Annotated in this window: 17 protein-coding genes; 8 read left to right on the forward strand and 9 right to left on the reverse strand. The window is 60.4% G+C overall.

Annotation, left to right across the window (positions count from 1 at the left end; genetic code table 11):
• Positions 1–19 precede the first annotated feature (19 nt).
• The 7 genes from AAGQ88_RS18745 to AAGQ88_RS18775 all read right to left on the reverse strand — a co-directional run bounded on the left by AAGQ88_RS18745 (position 20) and on the right by AAGQ88_RS18775 (position 7226).
• On the reverse strand, positions 20–1831 hold the full coding sequence (locus AAGQ88_RS18745) for a flagellar hook protein FlgE (RefSeq protein ID WP_342653225.1): 1812 nt from the start codon (positions 1829–1831) through the stop codon (positions 20–22).
• Between the two features lie 275 nt (positions 1832–2106).
• Positions 2107–3432: a flagellar hook protein FlgE gene (gene flgE, locus AAGQ88_RS18750; RefSeq protein WP_285425824.1), complete on the reverse strand. Its 1326-nt coding sequence runs from the start codon at positions 3430–3432 to the stop codon at positions 2107–2109.
• Between the two features lie 28 nt (positions 3433–3460).
• On the reverse strand, positions 3461–4156 hold the full coding sequence (gene flgD / locus AAGQ88_RS18755; protein ID WP_285425823.1) for a flagellar hook assembly protein FlgD: 696 nt from the start codon (positions 4154–4156) through the stop codon (positions 3461–3463).
• Between the two features lie 15 nt (positions 4157–4171).
• The gene (gene flgC / locus AAGQ88_RS18760; protein ID WP_342653226.1) at positions 4172–4615 is read right to left on the reverse strand and encodes a flagellar basal body rod protein FlgC; all 444 of its coding nucleotides are present in this window, start codon (positions 4613–4615) and stop codon (positions 4172–4174) included.
• A gap of 3 nt (positions 4616–4618) precedes the next feature.
• Positions 4619–5026, reverse strand: a complete 408-nt coding sequence (flgB, locus tag AAGQ88_RS18765; protein WP_093459755.1) for a flagellar basal body rod protein FlgB — start codon at positions 5024–5026, stop codon at positions 4619–4621.
• Between the two features lie 394 nt (positions 5027–5420).
• Positions 5421–6248, reverse strand: a complete 828-nt coding sequence (gene cheR / locus AAGQ88_RS18770; RefSeq protein ID WP_285425822.1) for a protein-glutamate O-methyltransferase CheR — start codon at positions 6246–6248, stop codon at positions 5421–5423.
• Positions 6249–6293: 45 nt separating this feature from the next.
• Entirely contained in the window at positions 6294–7226 is a 933-nt protein-coding gene (locus tag AAGQ88_RS18775) for a chemotaxis protein CheV (RefSeq protein WP_285425986.1), read from the reverse strand.
• A 77-nt stretch (positions 7227–7303) separates the two neighbouring features.
• Here AAGQ88_RS18775 and flgA point away from each other — a divergent pair, with 77 nt between their 5' ends.
• The 4 genes from flgA (at position 7304) to AAGQ88_RS18795 (ending at position 9882) form a co-directional block, all read left to right on the forward strand.
• On the forward strand, positions 7304–8065 hold the full coding sequence (flgA, locus tag AAGQ88_RS18780) for a flagellar basal body P-ring formation chaperone FlgA (protein WP_177182062.1): 762 nt from the start codon (positions 7304–7306) through the stop codon (positions 8063–8065).
• 160 nt (positions 8066–8225) lie between these two features.
• Positions 8226–8543, forward strand: coding sequence for a flagellar biosynthesis anti-sigma factor FlgM (gene flgM / locus AAGQ88_RS18785; RefSeq protein ID WP_285425821.1), 318 nt, complete (start codon positions 8226–8228; stop codon positions 8541–8543).
• Positions 8544–8592: 49 nt separating this feature from the next.
• Positions 8593–9060 (forward strand): flagellar protein FlgN, encoded by a 468-nt coding sequence (locus tag AAGQ88_RS18790; RefSeq protein WP_285425820.1) that lies wholly within the window; start codon positions 8593–8595, stop codon positions 9058–9060.
• An 81-nt stretch (positions 9061–9141) separates the two neighbouring features.
• Positions 9142–9882, forward strand: a complete 741-nt coding sequence (locus tag AAGQ88_RS18795; protein WP_285425819.1) for a flagellar brake protein — start codon at positions 9142–9144, stop codon at positions 9880–9882.
• Between the two features lie 329 nt (positions 9883–10211).
• Here AAGQ88_RS18795 and AAGQ88_RS18800 read toward each other — a convergent pair whose 3' ends face one another.
• On the reverse strand, positions 10212–11684 hold the full coding sequence (locus AAGQ88_RS18800; protein ID WP_342653227.1) for an MFS transporter: 1473 nt from the start codon (positions 11682–11684) through the stop codon (positions 10212–10214).
• Positions 11685–11914: 230 nt separating this feature from the next.
• On the reverse strand, positions 11915–13156 hold the full coding sequence (locus AAGQ88_RS18805) for a glutamine synthetase family protein (RefSeq protein WP_342655840.1): 1242 nt from the start codon (positions 13154–13156) through the stop codon (positions 11915–11917).
• An 84-nt stretch (positions 13157–13240) separates the two neighbouring features.
• On the opposite strand from AAGQ88_RS18805, the gene AAGQ88_RS18810 reads away from it, so the two are divergent.
• From AAGQ88_RS18810 to AAGQ88_RS18825, 4 genes are all read left to right on the forward strand, one after another.
• Complete coding sequence (locus AAGQ88_RS18810; RefSeq protein ID WP_342653228.1) at positions 13241–13573, forward strand: hypothetical protein; 333 nt, start codon at positions 13241–13243, stop codon at positions 13571–13573.
• Positions 13574–13605: 32 nt separating this feature from the next.
• Positions 13606–15474: a CDP-glycerol glycerophosphotransferase family protein gene (locus AAGQ88_RS18815; protein WP_342653229.1), complete on the forward strand. Its 1869-nt coding sequence runs from the start codon at positions 13606–13608 to the stop codon at positions 15472–15474.
• A complete protein-coding gene (gene tagD / locus AAGQ88_RS18820) occupies positions 15471–15875 on the forward strand; it encodes a glycerol-3-phosphate cytidylyltransferase (RefSeq protein ID WP_342653230.1) in 405 nt (134 codons plus the stop codon). The genes AAGQ88_RS18815 and tagD overlap by 4 nt, the downstream gene beginning before the upstream one ends.
• A gap of 100 nt (positions 15876–15975) precedes the next feature.
• A complete protein-coding gene (locus tag AAGQ88_RS18825) occupies positions 15976–19530 on the forward strand; it encodes a glycosyltransferase (protein WP_342653231.1) in 3555 nt (1184 codons plus the stop codon).
• Positions 19531–19543 lie beyond the last annotated feature (13 nt).

Raw genomic sequence — 19543 nt, forward strand, 5'->3', positions numbered from 1 at the left:
GGCCCGCGCGCAACCGGCTTCAGGTGGCGCGAATCAGCGTCTGCATCAATTCCGCCTCGGTGGACAGCGTCTTGGAGTTGGCCTGATACGCCGTCTGCGCCTGAATCAGCTCCACCAGTTCGTGGGTCAGCGCAACGTTCGAGCCTTCCAGCGAGTGGCTGACGATCGTGCCGAGCGTGCCGATCCCCGGCGTCTCGAAATTGGCGACGCCGGATCCGTGGGTCTCCACCCAGCGCGTGTCGCTGACCGGCTGCAGGCCCTGCTCGTTGGCAAAACTGGCGAGCATGATCTGGCCGATGTTGCGTCGCACACCGTTGCTGAAACCCGTGCTCATCATGCCGTTTCTGTCGATGGACAGATTGGTGGCCTCGCCTGAGCTGTGGCCGTCGACCACCACGCCGGAACTGCCCGTTTCACCCCGGTGCTGGCTCAGCTTGCCGAAGTCCAGAACGATACCGTCCGCGTTGCCCACTGCGCCGTTGCTGACCCAGCGACCGTCCGGCTTGTTGCTGACCAGGGGCTTGGCCGGCACCCAGCCATTGAGCGTCAATTGGTTGTTGTCCACCGACAGGCCCGGGCCGCCGAGCAGCGAGCGCAGCGAACCGTCGGCGCTGAACAGCATGCTGGCCGTCAACGCCTCAGTGCTGTCGGGATTTTGCGGATTGCGCCCATCGACCAACAGGTGCATTTTCCAGCTGTTGCTGCCGTCCTTGACGAAGTACTGAGTGATCTCGTGGCGATTGCCCAGGCTGTCGAAGATGCCATTGGTGAACGCCTTGTTGTAGGTGGAGATGTCGGACCGGTCGAATGCCGGGACCGCTCGCGGCATCAGCGCATCGGCCGGGTCGAGAAACGGGCCGCCGGCATCCCCCAACGGCAGCGCAACCGAGAGCGGACCCGCCGCAGGGCTCGGTGTCCAGCGCCCGTTGACCTGAATCGCTGGCTGCCACCTGTGCAACGACAGTTCGGTGTCGGAAACCACTTTGACCGCTGCGTCGACTCCGGTCAGGGAAAGGTTGCCTGCCGCCGAAGTCTGCAGTCCGATTTCCAGCGGCGTCGTGCTGTAGGGATCCAGCGGACTGACGCCGTCGACCAGAATGTACGAGGTCCAGTTGTTGTCTGCGGTTTTGACGAAGTACTGCTTGAGTTCGTGGTCCTGAGGCGGGACCGCTGGCTTGGCCGGCACCTGAACATACTGATTACCGTTGGCGTCGGTGCCCAGCACTTCCTTGACGGCAGGCACGCCGGCGTCCTGAATCGTCAGGCTCGACACACGGGTGTAGGTCTGCGGATTACCGGGATCGAACGCCGGCAGCGCATCCAGCGACGCGGCCGCTGAATCCAGCACCAGAGTCTGTTCCACTTTGCCGGTGGCTTTGGGCGCCATGCTCGCCGTGTCGATTTTCAGGTCGCTGCGCACCCCGCTGATCACCTTGCCATCCGGCGTCACGGCGTAACCCTGCAAGCGGCTGCCGTGAGTATCGACGACGAAGTTTTCGGCATCTTTGAGGAAGGCGCCCGCGCGGGTGTAGCTGGTGGCGCCGCCGTCGCTCATGACGAAAAATCCCTTGCCCTGAATGCGCATGTCGAGCGCCCTGCTCTGGCCTGCCATTGCGTCACCGGGCTTGAAGTTCTGCGAGATGCCGGCCACGCGCACGCCATCGCCACTGGCGGAGCGGCTGGCGCCGAGGGAAGACGAGGAGTAGACGGCAGAGAATTCCGCTCGCGAAGATTTGAAGCCGGCGGTGCCGACGTTGGCGATGTTATTGCCCGCCACTTCCATGCGCGTGTGCGCCGCATGCAAACCGGACACTGCGATATTGAATGACATGAACACTCCCTGAGTCGTGTTGAACGACACGTTCGTCAATGCATTGAATGTGCGCAGACAAACCGATGCCGCTGTGCAGCCAGACGGCAGCCTTCAACGGTATTGGTTTGCCAGCGATTCGAGTCTCGCATTAACGAAAGTAGGAATTTTCTAGTTAATCAGTGGGACCGCTCTCCATGTTTTAAGCGCCCTTCAAAGGGCAGCAACAGGCATACGGCAGGCAAAAAAAAGCCCCTCCGAAGAGGGGCTTGAGTACCGCAATCAATCGACCGTTATCAGGTCATCTGAATCGTGGTCTGCATGATGGTGCTTTCAGTCGAGATGGTTTTCGCATTCGCCTGATAGTTACTTTGTGCCTTGATCAGTTCAACCAGTTGGCCGGTCAGGTCGACGTTGGATTCTTCCAGCGCAGAACCGGTAATGTTTCCCAGCGTACCCGACTCTGGAGCACCGGTGACCGGGATGCCCGAAGCGTACGTTTCGCGCCACATGGTACCGCCCGCCGGGGCCAGGCCCTGGACGTTGGCGAATGTGGTCAGCGCCACCTGGCCGATCACGCGGGATTCGCCGTTGGTGTACGTGGCGAACAGGTTGCCGCTGGAGTCGACGTTCATGGCGCTGATCTGGCCGGTGTAGTTACCGTCCTGGCTCTTCGAAATCGCGCCTGCCGCAGCGTTGGTCTGAGTGGTCGCCAGCATGTTCAGTTTCATGTCCACCTGGGCAGCGCCGTTCTCGACCCACGTCGTGGTCGAACCTACGGTTTTGCTCTGGGCAGGCTGCCAGTCCTGAATCGTGAACGTACCGTCGGCGTTAACCGTCACACCGGCCGTGGAAACCGGCGCAGGCGTGGTGATCAGGTTGCCCGACTCGTCGAACTTCAGCTGAGTCTGATCCGCAGCAACAGCCGGCTCGGTGGTCGGATCGGACATGTTGCGACCGTCGATCAGGGTGTACATGGTCCAGGAGTTCGTGTCTGTCTTGCGGAAATACTGGGACAGGGTGTGCGCGTTACCCTGGCTGTCGTAGATCGGCGTGCTGTAAGTCGAGGTGTAAGTGGTGGTGTCCGCCGGATCGAACGCCGCGCCGGTGTTGATCGGCTCGGACGAGTTCAGGTTCGACTTGATGGTGATGTTGGCGGTGGTTTTCGGCGCCATGTTCGACGTGTCGACCTTGAGGTTGGTCAAAACGCCGGTCATCACGTTGCCATTGGCATCAACGCCATAACCCTGCAGGTTATTGCCGTTGGTATCGATGATGTTGCCGGCCGAGTCGGTGTGGAAGTTACCGGCGCGGGTGTACAGCTTCTCGCCGTTGTTGCTCATCATGAAGAAGCCGTTACCGTTGATCGCCAGGTCCAGATCGCGACCGGTGCCGGTAGTTAGAGAACCCTGAGTAAAGTTCTGAGTGACCGCTGCGGTATAAACACCGCTGCCAACGTTGGTGCCACCGGAAGTTCCACGAATGGATTGCGCGTACTGGTCGGCAAACTCCGCACGGGAAGATTTGAAGCCGACAGTCGCAACGTTGGCAATGTTGTTGCCCGTGACGTCGAGACTTTTGTTCGCTGCGTAGAGCCCACTAAGACCGATATTGAAAGACATCTTTAACTCCTGCGCCGTCTAGTCGGCTCTAGATTCCGATTTGTTGAACTTTGGACAAGGCAATGTTGGTGCCGTCGGCCAGGTTGAGGGTCATTGCGCTGCCTGCCGTCCCCATGGTGACACTGGTCACCGTTGCAGGCAGGTAAGTGCTCAAGCCAGTGTTCTTGCCATCCAGGCTACCGGTCGCCTTGAAGCTGTAATTGCCGGTGGCCAGTGTCTGGCCTGCTTCGTCCTTGCCGTCCCAGGTGAAGCTGGCGTTGCCGGCTTTCTGCTCACCCAGATCGATCGTGCGCACGACGGTGCCGGTGCTGTCGTAGATGTTGACCGAGGTCGCCGTGCTGGTCGAAGGCACTACGACCGAACCGGTCATGCCTTTGGTGGTATCGACGTGGGTCGAACCGGTGTCGGCGATCACCGAGCGGCCGACCAGCGAAGACGCCTGCAACGCTTGCGAGGACTGATACATGCCACCGATCGCGTCAACCGACGTGCTCAGGTTCTGCATGGTTTCCAGGCTGCTGAACTGCGCCAGTTGCGCCACGAACTCACTGTTGTCCTGAGGATCGAGCGGGTTCTGGTTCTGCATCTGCGTGACCAGCAATTGCAGGAACGAATCCTTGCCCAGCGTGCTTGCGCCGGTGCTGCTGTCGCCTGCCTTGCCGGAGGTGACGGTCTGCAGCGACTTGATGTAATCGCTGCTGGAGGTGTCGTTAGTAACGGTCATTGCATGAGCCCCTTATCACTGACCGAGGGTCAGGACTTTCTGCATCATTGTTTTAGCGGTGTTCATGATTTCCGCGTTGGTCTGGAACGAACGGCTGGCCGAGATCATGTCTGCCATTTCATTGACGACGTTGACGTTCGGGTAGTAGACGTAACCGTTCTTGTCGGCGGCCGGATGGTTTGGCTCGTAACGTGCTTCCAGGTTGGAGGCGTCTTCGACGATGCCGGAAACCTGGACACCGGTGCCGGCCTGGACCTGGTCTTCGAACAGCGAAGCACTGCCGCCGGACTCCTGGCCTTGGAAGACCGTCGCGAACACCGGGTGACGGGCGCGGTATGTCTGGTCCAGACTCGAGGACACGGTTTCGGCGTTGGCGATGTTACTGGCCACGGTGTTGAGGCGAGTGTTCTGGGCACTCATGCCGCTACCGGCAATATTGAAAACACTGGATAGAGACATGAATTACTCTCCGCGCAGGGCCGATACCAGCCCTTTGAACTTACTGTTGAGCAACGTGAAACTGGCCTGAAAACCAATGGCGTTTTCGGCGTAGTTGGCATTTTCGACCTGAGCATCGACGGTGTTCTGGTCCAGCGACGGCTGCGACGGCGTGCGGTACAGCAGGCTCGCGTCGCTGTCGGTCAGGCCTTCGGCTTCGATATGACGGTTGTTGGTCATGTTCAGGGCGAAGGTGCCTTTGTTGGCCTTGTCGCTTTCAGCGGCCAACACCTTGGAGAAATCCAGGTCGCGCGCCTTGTAGTTCGGCGTGTCGGCGTTGGTGATGTTGTTGGCCAGCACTTCGGCACGTTGAGCGCGGAAGTTCAGCGCCTTTTCGTGAATGCCCAGTGCGTTGTCAAAGCTGATGCTCATGTCGGGAACCTTTACCGGTTGACCAGATGTTCGTGACACAGAGATAGCAAGCGCCGTGCCAGATTCGCAAAGCGCCGTATTTCGGGGGCTGCAGGGGATGTCGATGGCGGAGATGCCAGAAAAGCGGCAAGCGATTTCCGCTGATGGCGAGGAAAGCGGCAAGGCTGGTGCCGTTTTTTTGCCGCTGAGGTGGCGCGTGGGCTGACGAGGGCAGGAAGATCAAAAACAAGCGCACAAGCGACTTGCGTCACCGCTTTTGATTCTGCCGAAGGCGCTGGAGCGCACTTGCTCTGGGCCGCATCGGACGATTTGCCCCGACGTCGCCAGAATCAACACCCAGAAAAACAAAAACCCCGACCAGGCGGGGTTTTCATCGAATCAAAATCGCAGCCCGTCACTTGGCCTGATAAATGATCCCGGGGCTGCACTGCACCATCTGATAATGGTCCGGCAAACCGTTCAGCGCTTCCGACGCGCCGAGGAACAGATAACCGCCCGGCTTCAGCGTCGCATGAATACGCAGCAAAATGTCCTTCTTTACCTCCGCCGAAAAGTAGATCAGCACGTTACGGCAGAACACAATGTCGAACTTGCCCAGCGCCGCATAACTGTCCAGCAGGTTGAACGAACGAAACTCCACTCGACTCTTGATCGGCGCCTTGACGGTCCAGCGCCCGGGCGTCTTCTGATCGAAATAACGCTGCAGACGATCAGGCGACAGCCCGCGCCCGATCGCCAGACTGTCGTACTCCCCCGTCTTGCAGTTGTTCAGCATGCTCCCGGACAGATCCGTCGCGACAATCTGCACACCCGACTTCAAGTGCCCCGGATTGCTGCGCTCGAACTCATCGATCGACATCGACAGCGAATACGGCTCCTGCCCCGACGAACAGGCCGCCGACCAGATGCGCAGGCGCTGGCCGGGGCTCGCCTTGATCTGCTCAGGCAAGACCTTGCTCTTGAGCACCTCGAACGGATACGTATCGCGAAACCACAGGGTTTCGTTGGTCGTCATCGCATCTACGACCTGTTCGCGCAGTCCGCTGCGCGGCTGGGTCTGGATTCGCTGGATGAGCTCGCCCAGCGACTTGATGCCCTGCTGTTCCATCAACTTGTTGAGCCGACTGGACACCAGGTACTGTTTATTTTCACCCAGCAAGATGCCACAGGCTTTTTCCAGGAAGACCCGGAACTGTTCAAAATCCAAATTACCTGTAGACATGCCGCCTCTCAAATCATGTGAACAGCAAGGAGGGAGGTTCCCTCCTCAGCTGATATCTGCCGCCCTGATACGATCTACCACTCTAGCTGCCAGATCGTCCGGCCGAAACTTGGCCAGGAAATCGTCCGCTCCGACCTTCTTCACCATTGCCTGGTTGAAAACGCCAGACAACGATGTATGCAAGATGATGTGCAGCTTCTGCATGCGCGGATCACTGCGGATCTCGGCAGTCAGGGTATAGCCATCCATCTCCGGCATTTCAATGTCGGAGATCATCATCAGGAATTCTTCTTCCGGTTTTTTCCCTTCGTCCACCAGCTTGCGCAAAAACTCCAGCGCCTGACGACCATCATTGAGCGCGGTCACTTCCACGCCAACGGTCTGCAGGCAACGCGTGACCTGCTTGCGCGCCACCGACGAGTCATCGACCGTCAGCACACGCAGGGACAACGCCTTGTGCTGCACTTCTTCGGTCACGACGCCGGCGGAAATGTTTTCTGAAACCGGTGCCACTTCGGCGAGGATTTTCTCCACGTCGATGATTTCGACCAACTGGTTGTCGATCCGCGTCACTGCCGTCAGGTAGTGGTCGCGACCGGTTCCCTTGGGTGGTGGATGAATGTCTTCCCAGTTCATGTTGACGATGCGTTCGACCGAGTGCACCAGAAAACCCTGAATCTTGGTGTTGTATTCGGTAATGATCACGAACGCATTATCGATATTGCCCAGCGCTGTCGAACCGGTCGCCATCGCCAGATCGAGGATGGGAATGGTCCCGCCCCGAATATTTGCCACTCCGCGCACAATCGGACTGGATTTGGGCATGTGGGTAAGTTTTGGGCACTGAAGCACCTCTTTTACCTTGAACACGTTGATCCCATACAACTGCTTGCCGTCCAGCCGGAACAACAACAGTTCAAGGCGGTTCTGCCCTACCAGTTGAGTGCGCTGGTTAACTGAATCCAAAACACCAGCCATGCACTGCTCCTCCCCAAATCGACCAATTGCGCGTTGCTGGATCAGCATACGGCACGGGCCTTGCTATTTACCCAATCATGAACAGACAAATGACAGTATCCCGACGCCTCGCCACTGCAACCCGCAGCTTTTTCTGCGTGCTGGCTGCCGTGTGTCTGCTTGGCACCGCCGGCCTGAGCCGTGCGGACAATGTGACGCTGCCTGAACAACTTATCGGCGTCACCCAGGGCTTTCTTGAATTCACCGTTGAAGACTATCTGGCTACCAGCCAAACCGCAGGCCGTTATGAAATCGAAGTCAAACAACTGGATCCGCGCCTGCGTATGCCGCACTGCGACAAGGATTTGACAGCCACCCTGGAAAGCCCTGCGCAGCCCATTGGCCGCGTCACAGTCAAGCTGCGTTGCGAAGGCAGTGCTCCATGGACGGTGTTCGTGCCTGCCCAGGTGCATCTTTATCGCAATGTCGTGACCGTGGTCCGGCCGATGAAGCGCGATGCGATCGTTGCCGAAGGCGATGTGGCGATGCGCGAACGCGACGTGGGCTTGCTGGGTCAGGGTTTCCTGGATTCGGTGGATCAGGCGATCGGGCAGAAACTTGTCCGACCAACGGTCATCGATCAGATTCTGACGCCCGTCCATCTGGAACAGCCGCAAATGGTCCGCAAGGGTGATCAGGTCGTCATCAGCGCACGCAGTGGTTCAATGAGCGTGCGCATGCCTGGCGAGGCACTGTCGGCAGGCGGTCTGAACGAGCAAATACGGGTGAAAAACCTTAATTCTCAACGCGTGATCAAGGCCAACATCGTCGCCCCCGGGCAGGTCGAGGTGCCTATGTAAAGGGTCGTAACCTCTGGCGCAACGCTTGCGCTTTTCCTACACTCGGAACCGTCATGTCCTATGCGAAGTCTATTCGAGACTGTTTTCGCACTGGCCCTAAAGTTATTCCGGGTTTGGCCGAAACCAAGGCAAGCGTCCTAGAACCCAGAGGTTTTCAATCATGGTCATCGACTTCAGTCGTTTGAATAGCTCCACTGCCGTTGGGGGTACGACACGTACCTCCGGCACGAAAGAAGCCAGCAAAACCGAAGCTCCGGCTGCGGTGAGCACTTCGACGAGCGTGAACGGTAGCGGTGAGGCAGTACATTTGAGCAGTGAAGCTCAACAGTTGCAGAAGATCACTGATTCGTTGCGTGATCAGCCAGTCGTCAACAGCAGCCGCGTGGCTGAGTTGAAGGCGGCGATCGCCGACGGCAGTTACAAGGTCGACAGCAACCGTGTTGCGAACAAACTGCTTAATTTCGAAGCCCAGCGCTAGCCCCCGGTCTGCGCAGGGGCTTCTGGACGCTTAAATCCCAGGGCATGCGATGCAAGACACTACTTTGCTTCAACTGATCACGGACGATATTGCGCCGACCCGGCATCTGCTGGAGATCCTGAAGGCCGAGTCACTGGCGCTTCATGGCCGCAATATGGTCGAAATGGAACACATCCTGGCGCAGAAACAGGCGCTGGTGATTGTCCTTGAGCAGCACGGACGCAGACGCACCCAACTGATGACGAGCCTGGGCCTGCCCGCCAACCGTGCGGGACTGGAAGAAGTGGCGAAGCATTCTTCGGTTGGCGAAGCGTTGTTGAAGTCAAGCGACGAACTCAGCGCGCTGATGAGCGAATGTCAGGCGGCCAACGAGCAGAACGGCAGCCTCATTCAGTTGCAGCAGCTCACGACGGCGCAGCAGCTGCGAATCCTCAATGGTGGCGACACGCCGACGCTGTACGACAGCCGGGGTTCGACGTCCGGCAGAGCCAGACCACGTCCGCTTAGCCAGGCGTAAGTTCTTGTATCAAGGCGCGCGACATGATGGCAAAATGCCTCGCGTCGCACGCTGTCGTTTTTTGCCTGGAGATGGAAAACCGTGAATGCCTTAAGCGCGGAAGATGTTCCGCAGCCCCCAAAGGTACTGACCACGCCTTTGGAAATTGCCGCCAACCTGCGGCTTCTGATGGAAAGCCATGATCCGCTGATCATCACTTTTCACGAGCGTAGCCAACGTTTCCAGAGTTATGTGACCGACGTTGACCGTGACAGCAACGAAATCACGCTGGATGAAATGATCCCGCGCGATGGAGAGCGCTTTCTGGCCAACGGCGAGGCATTCCGGGTCGAAGGCTTCCATGATGGCGTGCGTATCGCCTGGGAAGTCAAAGCGAAGATGGACGTCATCGATGATCCGCGCTGCTATCGCGGACCGATGCCTGAAGAAGTCGTTTATCACCAGCGCCGCAATGCCTTCCGCGCGGCCCTGAAGCTGGCGTCGCTGGTCGACATCGAAATCGGTGGCGACAAGCTGAAGTCGCCGCTGCGCGGCAAACTGCTCGACATCTCCGCGACCGGCTGCAAGCTGCGCTTCGAAGGCGATGTCTCTGAACGCATGCAATTGGGCCAAGTCTACGAGCGTTTCGTCGCTCACCTGCCCTTCGGCGCCATGACCACGCCGGTGGAGCTGCGTTATCTGCACTTCGAAGAGAAGATCAACACCACTTTTGCCGGTGTGCGCTTCCACAACATGAGTGGACTGGTGCAGCGTCAGGTCGAACGTTTCGTTTACCAGCTGCAGCGCGAAGCCCGTCGCTTCGACAAAGACGACGACTTCTGATTCAACCGGCCAGCGGGCGCTTGCGGCAAGCGCCTGCCCCTACCGATCACAACGCCTACCACCGGTCCCGCACTGCGCCGCAGCGATTGCGGTGACTGTCCATACCCCCGCATCAACGCCCTGCATGCCTTCGCGTCAGCCTTCGCGAGCAAGCTCGCTCCCACCAGGTTCGCGCAAGCATCGGATGCCAAGTCGGACGCTGGATTTCTGTGGCTCTCACCCGCTCGCGCAAGCATCGGATGACGGCAACACGCAGAACTTATGTGGGAGCGAGCTTGCTCGCGAAGAGGCCGGGAACCGGGCGGCGTTTGCAGCCGCCAGGTCTCGCGTCAGAGCGGGCGGTCGACGCCGACATCCCGCGATGCATCGTGAACCGCGTCGGGCCGGGCGTCTTGCGCGTCGGTGGTGACATCGCCATCGACCACCGCAACCGGCCGCACGACGCCTTCTCCTGACGGCACCACGCGTTCGGGGCCGGCTTCGGTTTCGGCACCGGGCTGCTCCGGTTCGGTCGCGTCGGTCGCGTCGGTCGCGTCGGTCGCGGTCTGCATCTGGTCCTGAACCACTTGCTCATCGACCCGAGGGTCAAGCGCCACGACCAGCGGCGAGCTGGACATGCTGTCCGGCATGGCGATGTGATGCAGCGGCGCATCCTCCACCTGGTGCAGGTTGGTGACGGCTTTGGGACGAATACGCAGCACCAGCACCAGCGCCGTGAAGCAGACGAAGGCGTACAGCATGTTGCTGCCGAACATCTTCATCAGCACACCCGAGACCAGCGGCCCGATACTGGCGCCCACGCCGTAGGTCATCAGCAACATGGCCGTCAGCGACACGCGGCGCTCGCCTTCGACGTGGTCATTGGAAAAGGCGACCGCCAGCGGGTAGAGCGAGAACTGCAGCAGCGACGCCACGAACCCGACCGCCAGCAACACCTCCATCGGCACGCTGGGGAAAATCGCCAATGGCAACGCGGCCAGCACCAGCAACCCCGCCACACCGCGAATCAGCCAGGCACGATCGTAGCGGTCCGACAACCTGCCCAACGGGCCTTGCACCAGCAGGCCTGCGCCGATGCAACTGGCCATGAACATACCGACATGTTCGGTGGACAGCCCCTGCTGCGCGGCATACAGCGGCGCCAAGCCATAAAACGAGCCGATGATCAGGCCGGCGCTCAACACCGTGGTCAGCGACTGCGGTACGCGGCGCATGAAGAACAAGGGTTCGAGCGGGGCCGGACGCATCGGCGCCGGGTGAATACTGCGGGTCATCGCCACCGGCACCAGGCACAGGGTGAAACACAGCGCCACCAGCATCAGCAGTTCGGGGCCCAGCTGCGGATGGATCACCAGGATCAGCTGGCCGAGCACCAGCCCAAGGTACGAGGCGATCATGTAGCCACTGAAGACTAGACCGCGCTGCTTGGGCGATGCCTGCTCGTTGAGCCAGCTCTCGATGACCATGTACTGGCACATCATCCCGAGGCCGACGATCATGCGCAAAAAGATCCACGCCGGCAGATAATCCACCAGACCATGCCCCAGAACGGCAGCGCCGACGATACCGGCGCACGTCGCATACGCACGAATGTGCCCGACCCGGCCAATCAGCCGGTGGCCGATCTTGCCGCCCAGCGCCAGACCGACATAGTTGGCGGCCATCAACGCACCGACCCACAGGCCATCGACCTGATCGGCCGCCAGACGCAAGGCAAGGTAGGTGCTCAAAAGGCCCGAGCCGATCAACATCATCAGCGAGGCGAAATACAGCGCTCTAAAGGACTTCCAGATTTGGCGCATCGGCTTTCCAAAAACGGGAAGCCCCCATCAGAGAGGATTCCCGAACCGCGGTTCTTGAGCCTGGGTGCTTCAGGCTGTGTGAAACCATCATGAACAAACGTCAGACGTCGCACAGAACACGCGATAAGGCCGCAAGCGCCCTACCTCGGGCGCTCTGATCGAGCCTGCTCGCCTGTTTCCAACGACGTACCACGTGCATCACTCCGAAGGAGCATGGCTCGCAATGGTGTTCACACATCCTGGGCCAATACTCGGCGCTCCCAGGGCGTGATTTCATCGAAGAAACTGGTCAGTTCCAGGGTCTTCGATGCGATGTAGCCTTCGATGAATTCGGTCCCAAACAGTTCCTTGGCCAATGGGCTGCGTTTCAGACGCTCCAGAGCGGCATGCAAGGTACATGGCAGGGAAAGATTATCCGGCACGTCAAACTCCCCTTGAATCGGCGCCGACGGTTCCAGTTTCTGCTCGATCCCGTACAGCCCGGCTGCAAGACTAGCTGCAATGGCCAGATACGGGTTGGCATCTGCACCGGGGAGCCGGTTTTCCACCCGTCGGGCAACCGGCGCGCTGGCCGGAATGCGAAGGCCGGCGGCGCGATTGTCGTGTGACCAACAGGCATTGTTCGGCGAGGCGAACGGATGGCACAACCGCTGGTAGGAATTGACGTTGGGCGCGAACAGCGCGGTGAAGTCCGCCATCGCCGCCTGCTGCCCGCCGAGAAAATGGTGGAATTCGGCGGTGGCCGCGCCCTGCTCGTCACTGAAAATAGTGTTGCCGGTCGCCGTCTCTACCACGCTCTGATGAATGTGCATCGAGCTGCCCGGCGTGTGCGCCAGCGGCTTGGCCATGCACACCACGGTCAGACCATACTTGAGCGCGATTTCCTTGAGCAGGTGCTTGAACAGGAACGTCTGATCGGCGAGCAGCAACGGGTCGCCGTGCAGCAGGTTGATCTCGAACTGGCTGACGCCCATTTCGTGCATGAACGTGTCGCGCGGCAGGCCAAGAGCAGCCATGCCCTTGTAGACCTCGCTGAAGAAGGGTCGCAGGCCGTTGTTGGAACTGACGCTGAACGCCGAGCGTCCTTCTTCGCGACGGCCGTCCAGCCCGACCGGCGGCTTGAATGGTTGAGTCGGGTCGCTGTTGGGTGCGAACACGAAGAACTCAAGCTCCGTCGCGACCACCGGCGACCAGCCATAGCGGGCGTAACGGGCGATTACCGACTTGAGCTGGCCGCGGGTCGAGAGACTGGAGCTTTCGCCGGTCAACTCGTCTGCATCGCAGATGGCCAGCGCACGAGGCTCGTCGCTCCAGGGCAGACGGTGAATCTGTTGCGGATCGGCGACCAGCGCCAGATCACCATCGTCGCTGCCGTAGAATTTTGCAGCCGGGTAGCCGCCCATGATGCATTGCAGCAGCACGCCACGGGCCATCTGCAGGCGCCGGCCTTCCAGAAACCCTTGCGCCGTCATCACCTTCCCGCGTGGCACACCGTTGAGGTCCGGGGTGACACATTCAATTTCATCAATGCCCATCAATCGCTGCGCGAGTGAATTGTGGCCATCGCTACTCATGACTCAAATCCTTTGTTTTTCTGGCAGACCGCACAGCGGCAAGGCGTACAAAATAAGCGTCAGTCGTTCGGAATATCAAGCGCATCCTTTCCGGCAGGCGCCAGGTTGGCCGAGTTCTTGCTTTTTAGCGTTGATGGTAATCAGGGCGCCATTTTCGTGACAGCCCTGAACGAGGCCGCGCGGCGTGAACATGGCAGTGTAACTGCACGTCCTGAACCCAGACACGGGATCGTGAGCGGCGCCTGGCACAGGCTAGTCATGGCCGCCATCGCCATGGTCAGCCGGCAGTTTGTTGTCACTGAATACGCTCGTTGAACAGCCTAGATTAATTTCCTACAGGTAACTGCATGTACGCCCAGCCACTGTCCGAAGAACTCACCGCCCATTGCCTGCAAGCCATCCCGACGGCGGTGACCTCGATCATCGAGATCGCCAGTGCCAACACGGCGCTGGCAAGCCGGGTCAAAGCGGCGTTTAAAGGGGTTGCATACACCCTGATCACTGTCGATCAGGCAGTCTTCGAGCAGGCCAAGGGGTTGTGCGAGCAGGCTGAATGCGTGGCTGCCAATCACTTTGAAGAGTCGTTTTTTCTCAAGCACAGCCACCACCAGTGCTGGATCCTCGGTGAGGCGCTGACCCAGGTCGCCGACCCATGGGCGTTTCTGGTCAACGTCAGAAAGCACCTGCCGGAAAACGGCAGCGTGATCCTGTGCATGCCCAACGCACAGCACTGGTCCTTGCAGGTAAAGCTGGCTGCCGGTGCCTTCCATTACCAGGATGTGGGTCTGCTGCATCGCTCCCACCTGCGCTGGTTCACCCGCGAGACGCTGTTGCAGCTGCTGGACGAAACAGGCTTCGAAATGACCGGCGGGCAACCGGTGATCAGCGCCAGCCCCTTGAGCGAAACCTTCCTGCCGCTGATCGGGCAGATCGCCAAGGCGGCAGAGCTCAACGTCGACATGGCCATTGCCGACGCCACCCCGACGCACTACATCATCAACGCCGTGCGCAAGGCGCCGCCCTTGGTCACGGGGGCGCCGCGTGCGCTGCTCAGCGACCAGGAGTTCGCCGTCGAAGACAGCAAGGCGCCGAAGAACGATAAGATCTGGGCGTTCCCGGTGTGCGCTTACGATCACCTGTTGACCGGCAACGACCGCGCGGTGTTCGAAGCCGTGCGCTACCGCACCGATATTCGCAAAGTGGTGCTGACCCGATCCAAAGACTTCTACCTGGAAGGCGAGAACGTCGTGGTCCTGCCACTGGCCAGCCGCGAGGGTCAGGAAGCACTCATCAGCGCAGGCTACATTTTCGTCAAGCACGCAGCGGCGGTTAACGCGCCTTATCCGCTGATTCCCGGCCTACATCGGGTGATCAACCTGTGGCACGGCATTCCGCTCAAGCGCATCGGCATCACGTCGCTGGATAACGCGCCCCTGCGCGACAACCTACTGCGTGAACACGCCCGGCACCATGCGGTCATTGCCTCCTCGAAAATGGACCAGTTGGCCATGACGGCCGCGTTCCAGCCACTGCCACTGGACAAGATCTGGATTACTGGCCTGCCGCGCAACGACGTGGTGCTGTGCCATGAAAACGCGCTGGCCGCGGATTTCGCCGATCAGTTGGCCAAGCTGCGCTTTGAGATAGACGGCCGTCGCCTGGTGCTGTTCGCCCCGACTTTCCGCAACGGCCAGGCCGCATCGTACTACGCCTTCACCGCCCAACAACGTGAAGAGATTCGCGCCTGCCTTGAGCGGCACAACGCAGTGCTCGGCATTCGCGAGCACATGGCCGACCGCGCCCATAGCTACAGCGCAGCATTGGGCATCGGCCAAGGTCCGTTCATCAGCTTGGATCGCGAGGAATTCGCCGAGATCGAAATCCTCTATCGCGAAGCGCACGCGCTGATCACCGACTACTCCAGCTGTTTTATCGACTTCATGCTCACCGGTCGCCCGCAGATTTCATTTGCCTATGACCGGGCCCGCTACGCCGGTCAGGAACGCGGCATGTTCTACAACCTGGAAGATGTGTTCCCCGGCCCCGTCTGCGAAGACTTCGCCAGCCTGCTCGCAGCGCTGGAAAGCACCCTGGCCGGCGAGGAGACCGAACACCCGCTGGTCTACGCGCACAAACGTAAGATGTTCTTCGAGCACCTCGATGACCGTAATACCAGTCGGCTGGTAGAGCGCATTCTGCTGGAGGCCCGCCCATGAAAACCGTGCTCACCTACGGCACCTTCGATGTCCTGCATGCCGGCCACATCCGCCTGCTGGCGCGCGCCAAGGCGCTGGGCGACCGCCTAATCGTCGGCCTGTCCACTGATGCCTTCAATGCGCTCAAGCACAAAAGCTCATTGCTGGACTTCGACAACCGACGCATCGTGCTCGAGGCGGTGCGCTACGTCGACCTGGTGTTCGCGGAGGGCAACTGGGACCAGAAGCTCGATGACGTGCGGCGCTTTGAGGTCGATGTGTTCGTGATGGGCGATGACTGGGAGGGCAAGTTCGACTTCCTCAAGCCTGAATGCGAGGTGGTTTATCTGCCGCGCACCCAGAGTATTTCATCGACGCTTATCCGCGAGGAAATCCGCGGCCTGCAGCCCCAGGCCGAGTAGACGACCCGGACGCGGCAGACGCCCCCTGCCCACCCACGCTAGGCACGACCGCCGCCCGTACCGACATGCCTTGCACCCTTTTATACCTGTGGATACCAAGATGAACTCTCAACGACTGGTCAGTGTCGTCGTAGCTGTTTGCCGCACCGAGTTTTTTGAAGCCGCGCTGCGCAGTGTGATCGAACAAACCCATGGTGCGATTGAAATCGTGATTTGCGATGACGCCACCGACGGTCTGGCCAGAACGGTAATCGAGCTTTACCAAGCGTCTTGCCCGTGGCCGATCCGCTACCTGCGTAACGAGCAAGCACAAGGCGCCAACCGATGCATGATTCGCGGGCTGGCCGCGGCCAACGGGCACTACATCAAGTTTCTCGATGGCGACGCGCTGATGGAGCCAGACTGCATCAAGGAGCTGGTCAAGGCACTAGAAATCCATCCCGGCGCGCGCCTGGCGTCCTCCCATCGGCGCTGGCTAGATGCCGATGACGCCCCACTCCCGGAAAACCTGGTCACGCGCCTGCGCTTCGGCGAACCCACAGTGCTGCGGGGGCGCGACGTGGTGGCGTTTCTGGGCGAATTCACCTGCAACTTCATCGGTGAACTGAACAGCGTGCTGTGTCGTCGCGCCGATTTGTTGGCACTGGGCGATGATCTGTTCTCGCTGCGTGACGAACAACTGCCGACACTGAGCAGTCTGGTGCTGTACGCCAGGTTGCTGCACGAAGGCGACCTGATCCTGCTGCCGCCGTCGCTGTCTGCCACCCGTATCGCGCCGCGGCATCTGACCGATCGGGGTATCGAAATCGCCGGAGCCAACACCGAATGCGTCCATCGCTTTCACCGATTGATTCGCGAGTCCGGCTGGGCCAGCGCATCCCTGAGCAATGGTTGGGTGGGTATTCGCGGGTTGGCGGGACGGGCGGAATTCAGCGACTTCAACCTGCTTGCACAGCTGGCCGCGCCTTTGCCGCAACGACTCAATCCACAACAGGTTCAAGCCTGGCAAAGCGCTCGCACGCCCGACGTGCGGTTGCACAATCAACTGGACGATTACCTGCTACGTGCCGGCGTGCCGTCGCTGCTTATCGTCCTGACCGACTTGGACAACGCGCCGCACAAGGTGCTGACCAGCCTGGAAAGCCTCGATCCACTGAGCGCCGTGGATGGGTCGTTACAGGTGGTGGTGCTGTCCAGTGCCACCCGTCTTCCCGACCATGCACTGGGATCACGGGTATCGCTGCTGACGATGCCGGCGCCGAACCTAGCGGCGGCACTGAACCGGGTCGCCGACGAATGTGCTTTCGAGTGGCTGATGGTGGTTGACGCGGGCAGCCGTTTCACACCGTTCGGCCTCACCGCCTGTGCGCTCAGCCTCATCGAGTCGCCCGAGACGCTGGCAGCGTTCGCCGACGAGATGCACCTGAACGCCAAGGGTGAACTCAGCTCGGCCCTGCGCCCCGATTTCAACCTCGACTATCTGCTCAGCTATCCGTTGCTCACTGCCGGTCACTGGCTGTTCAGCCGGTCGCTGCTGGTAAGCCTGGGCGGTTTCGATGCGCAGTTTACCGATGCAGCGCAACTGGACTTGATCCTGCGGCTGATCGAGCGCGAAGGCGCTGACCGGATCCTGCACGTCAGCGAGCCGTTGCTGATCTGCGAGCAACCCGTGGCCACCGCCAATGACCACGAACTGGCCACGCTGCAGCGTCATCTGAACGTCCGCGGCTATCCCCAGGCGACGGTGGTCCACACCCTGCCTCGGCGATATCACGTGCTGTACGGCCACACCGACCGACCATTGGTGTCGATCATCGTGCCGACCAAGGATCAATTGCCCTTCCTGCAGCGCTGTGTGGAAACCCTGCTGCACACCACGGCCTATCCAAACTACGAGCTGCTGATCGTCGACAACAACAGTGAGACACCCGAGGCCCTTGAATGGCTGGCGGGCATCGACGCGTTGAACTCGGAAAAGGTCCGGGTGCTGCGCTACCCCTACCCGTTCAACTATTCACGCATCAACAACGTCGCGGCCGCTCAGGCCAAAGGCGATTATCTGGTGTTGCTGAACAATGACACCGCGATCGTCCACGAACGCTGGCTGGACGAATTGCTCAACCACGCTCAGCGTCCCGAAGTGGGCGTGGTCGGCGCCAAGCTGCTGTTCCCTGGCGGTCGCCTGCAGCATGCCGGGGTGCGTCTGGGCATGGATGGCCCGGCTGGGCACCAGCACTTGGGCGAGCCGCAGTTCGTGCAGGGTTACATGCAGCGAGTGCAGGTCGACCAGGACCTGAGCGCGGTCACGGCGGCCTGCCTGATCGTGCGCCGTTCCATCTATGAAGAGGTGGGTGGCCTGGACGAAGATGCTTTCGTGGTTTCCTACAACGACGTCGATTTGTGCCTGAAGGTCGGCGCCCTGGGTTACCTCAATGTCTGGACGCCCCACGCGGTGCTGATTCACGAAGGCAGCGTTAGCCAGAACACTGTCGACACTGCAACGCAGCTGGCCAAGCATCGGCGTTTCACCGGCGAGCAATTGGCGATGTACCGCAAATGGCTGCCGACGCTGGCACGGGACAGCGCGTTCAACCGGCATTTGTCCTTCGACCTTCACGCTGTGGAGCTTGAGCTCAACATGCGGCTGGCATGGCCACCGGCAATCTGGCGGCCGGCGCCGTTGATACTGGCGTATGCCGGCGGTGCCTGGGCGGCGTCGGCCGAGCGGGTGAATGCGCCGTTCCAGGCCCTGCTTGGCCGCGGCGACATCGGCGGTCTGCTCAGCAGCAGCCATCTGTCGATACCGCAGGAAGCCCGGCTGGACCCGGATGTCATGGTTTTCCAGGCACGCCTGGACCTTGATCATATACAGGCCATCGCCCGCGCCAGCCTGCTGCCCAACGCCTTCGTGGTCCTCGACCTGAGCGATGTGCAGTTGGCATCGGACGACGCCGACGGCGATGCCTTCGCTTTCGATGTCGTGCGGCTCGACGCCCTGCAGAAGAGTCTGCGCGAGGTGAACCGGGTGGTTGCTTCGACCCCGTTGCTGGCCGACATCGCTCGAGAATACCATACCGACGTGCGCTTGCTGCCATCGCGCCTGCCCATCGAAGCGTGGGGCAACCTGTCTTCGTTGCGGGGGCAGGGCGACAAGCCGCGCGTGGGGCTGGTGAGTCAGCACTGGCAGCTGCAGGATCTGCACATGATCTTGCCGGTGGTCCAGGCACTGGCCGAGGAAGTGCAGTGGATCGTCATGGGCGACGTGCAGGGTGTACTGCGCCCCTACAGTCATGAATGGCATGAACTGCCAGCGCCTGAGCATTATCCGGCCGCGCTGGCCGGACTCAATCTTGATCTTGCGCTGCTGCCGGCCGTGGACAATCTGCTGAGTGCCTGCGGCCGCAATCTGGCCGTCCTGCAACTGGGCAGTTGTGGCGTACCGCTGGTGTGCAGCGACGTGCGCGCCTATCACGGGGATCTGGCAGTGACCTGCGTGCCCAATACGTTGTCGGCCTGGGTCAGTCTAATCCGCGCCCACACTGCCGATCTGGCCAGTGCGGCGCTGTTGGGCGATCAATTGCGCGAGCAGGTCCTGCGTGACTGGATGCTCGACGAAGCAGCCATGGAGGCATGGCGACAGGCATGGCTGCCGTAATCCGGATGCGCGC

The organism is Pseudomonas sp. F3-2, assembly GCF_038804275.1.
Lineage (GTDB): Bacteria > Pseudomonadota > Gammaproteobacteria > Pseudomonadales > Pseudomonadaceae > Aquipseudomonas.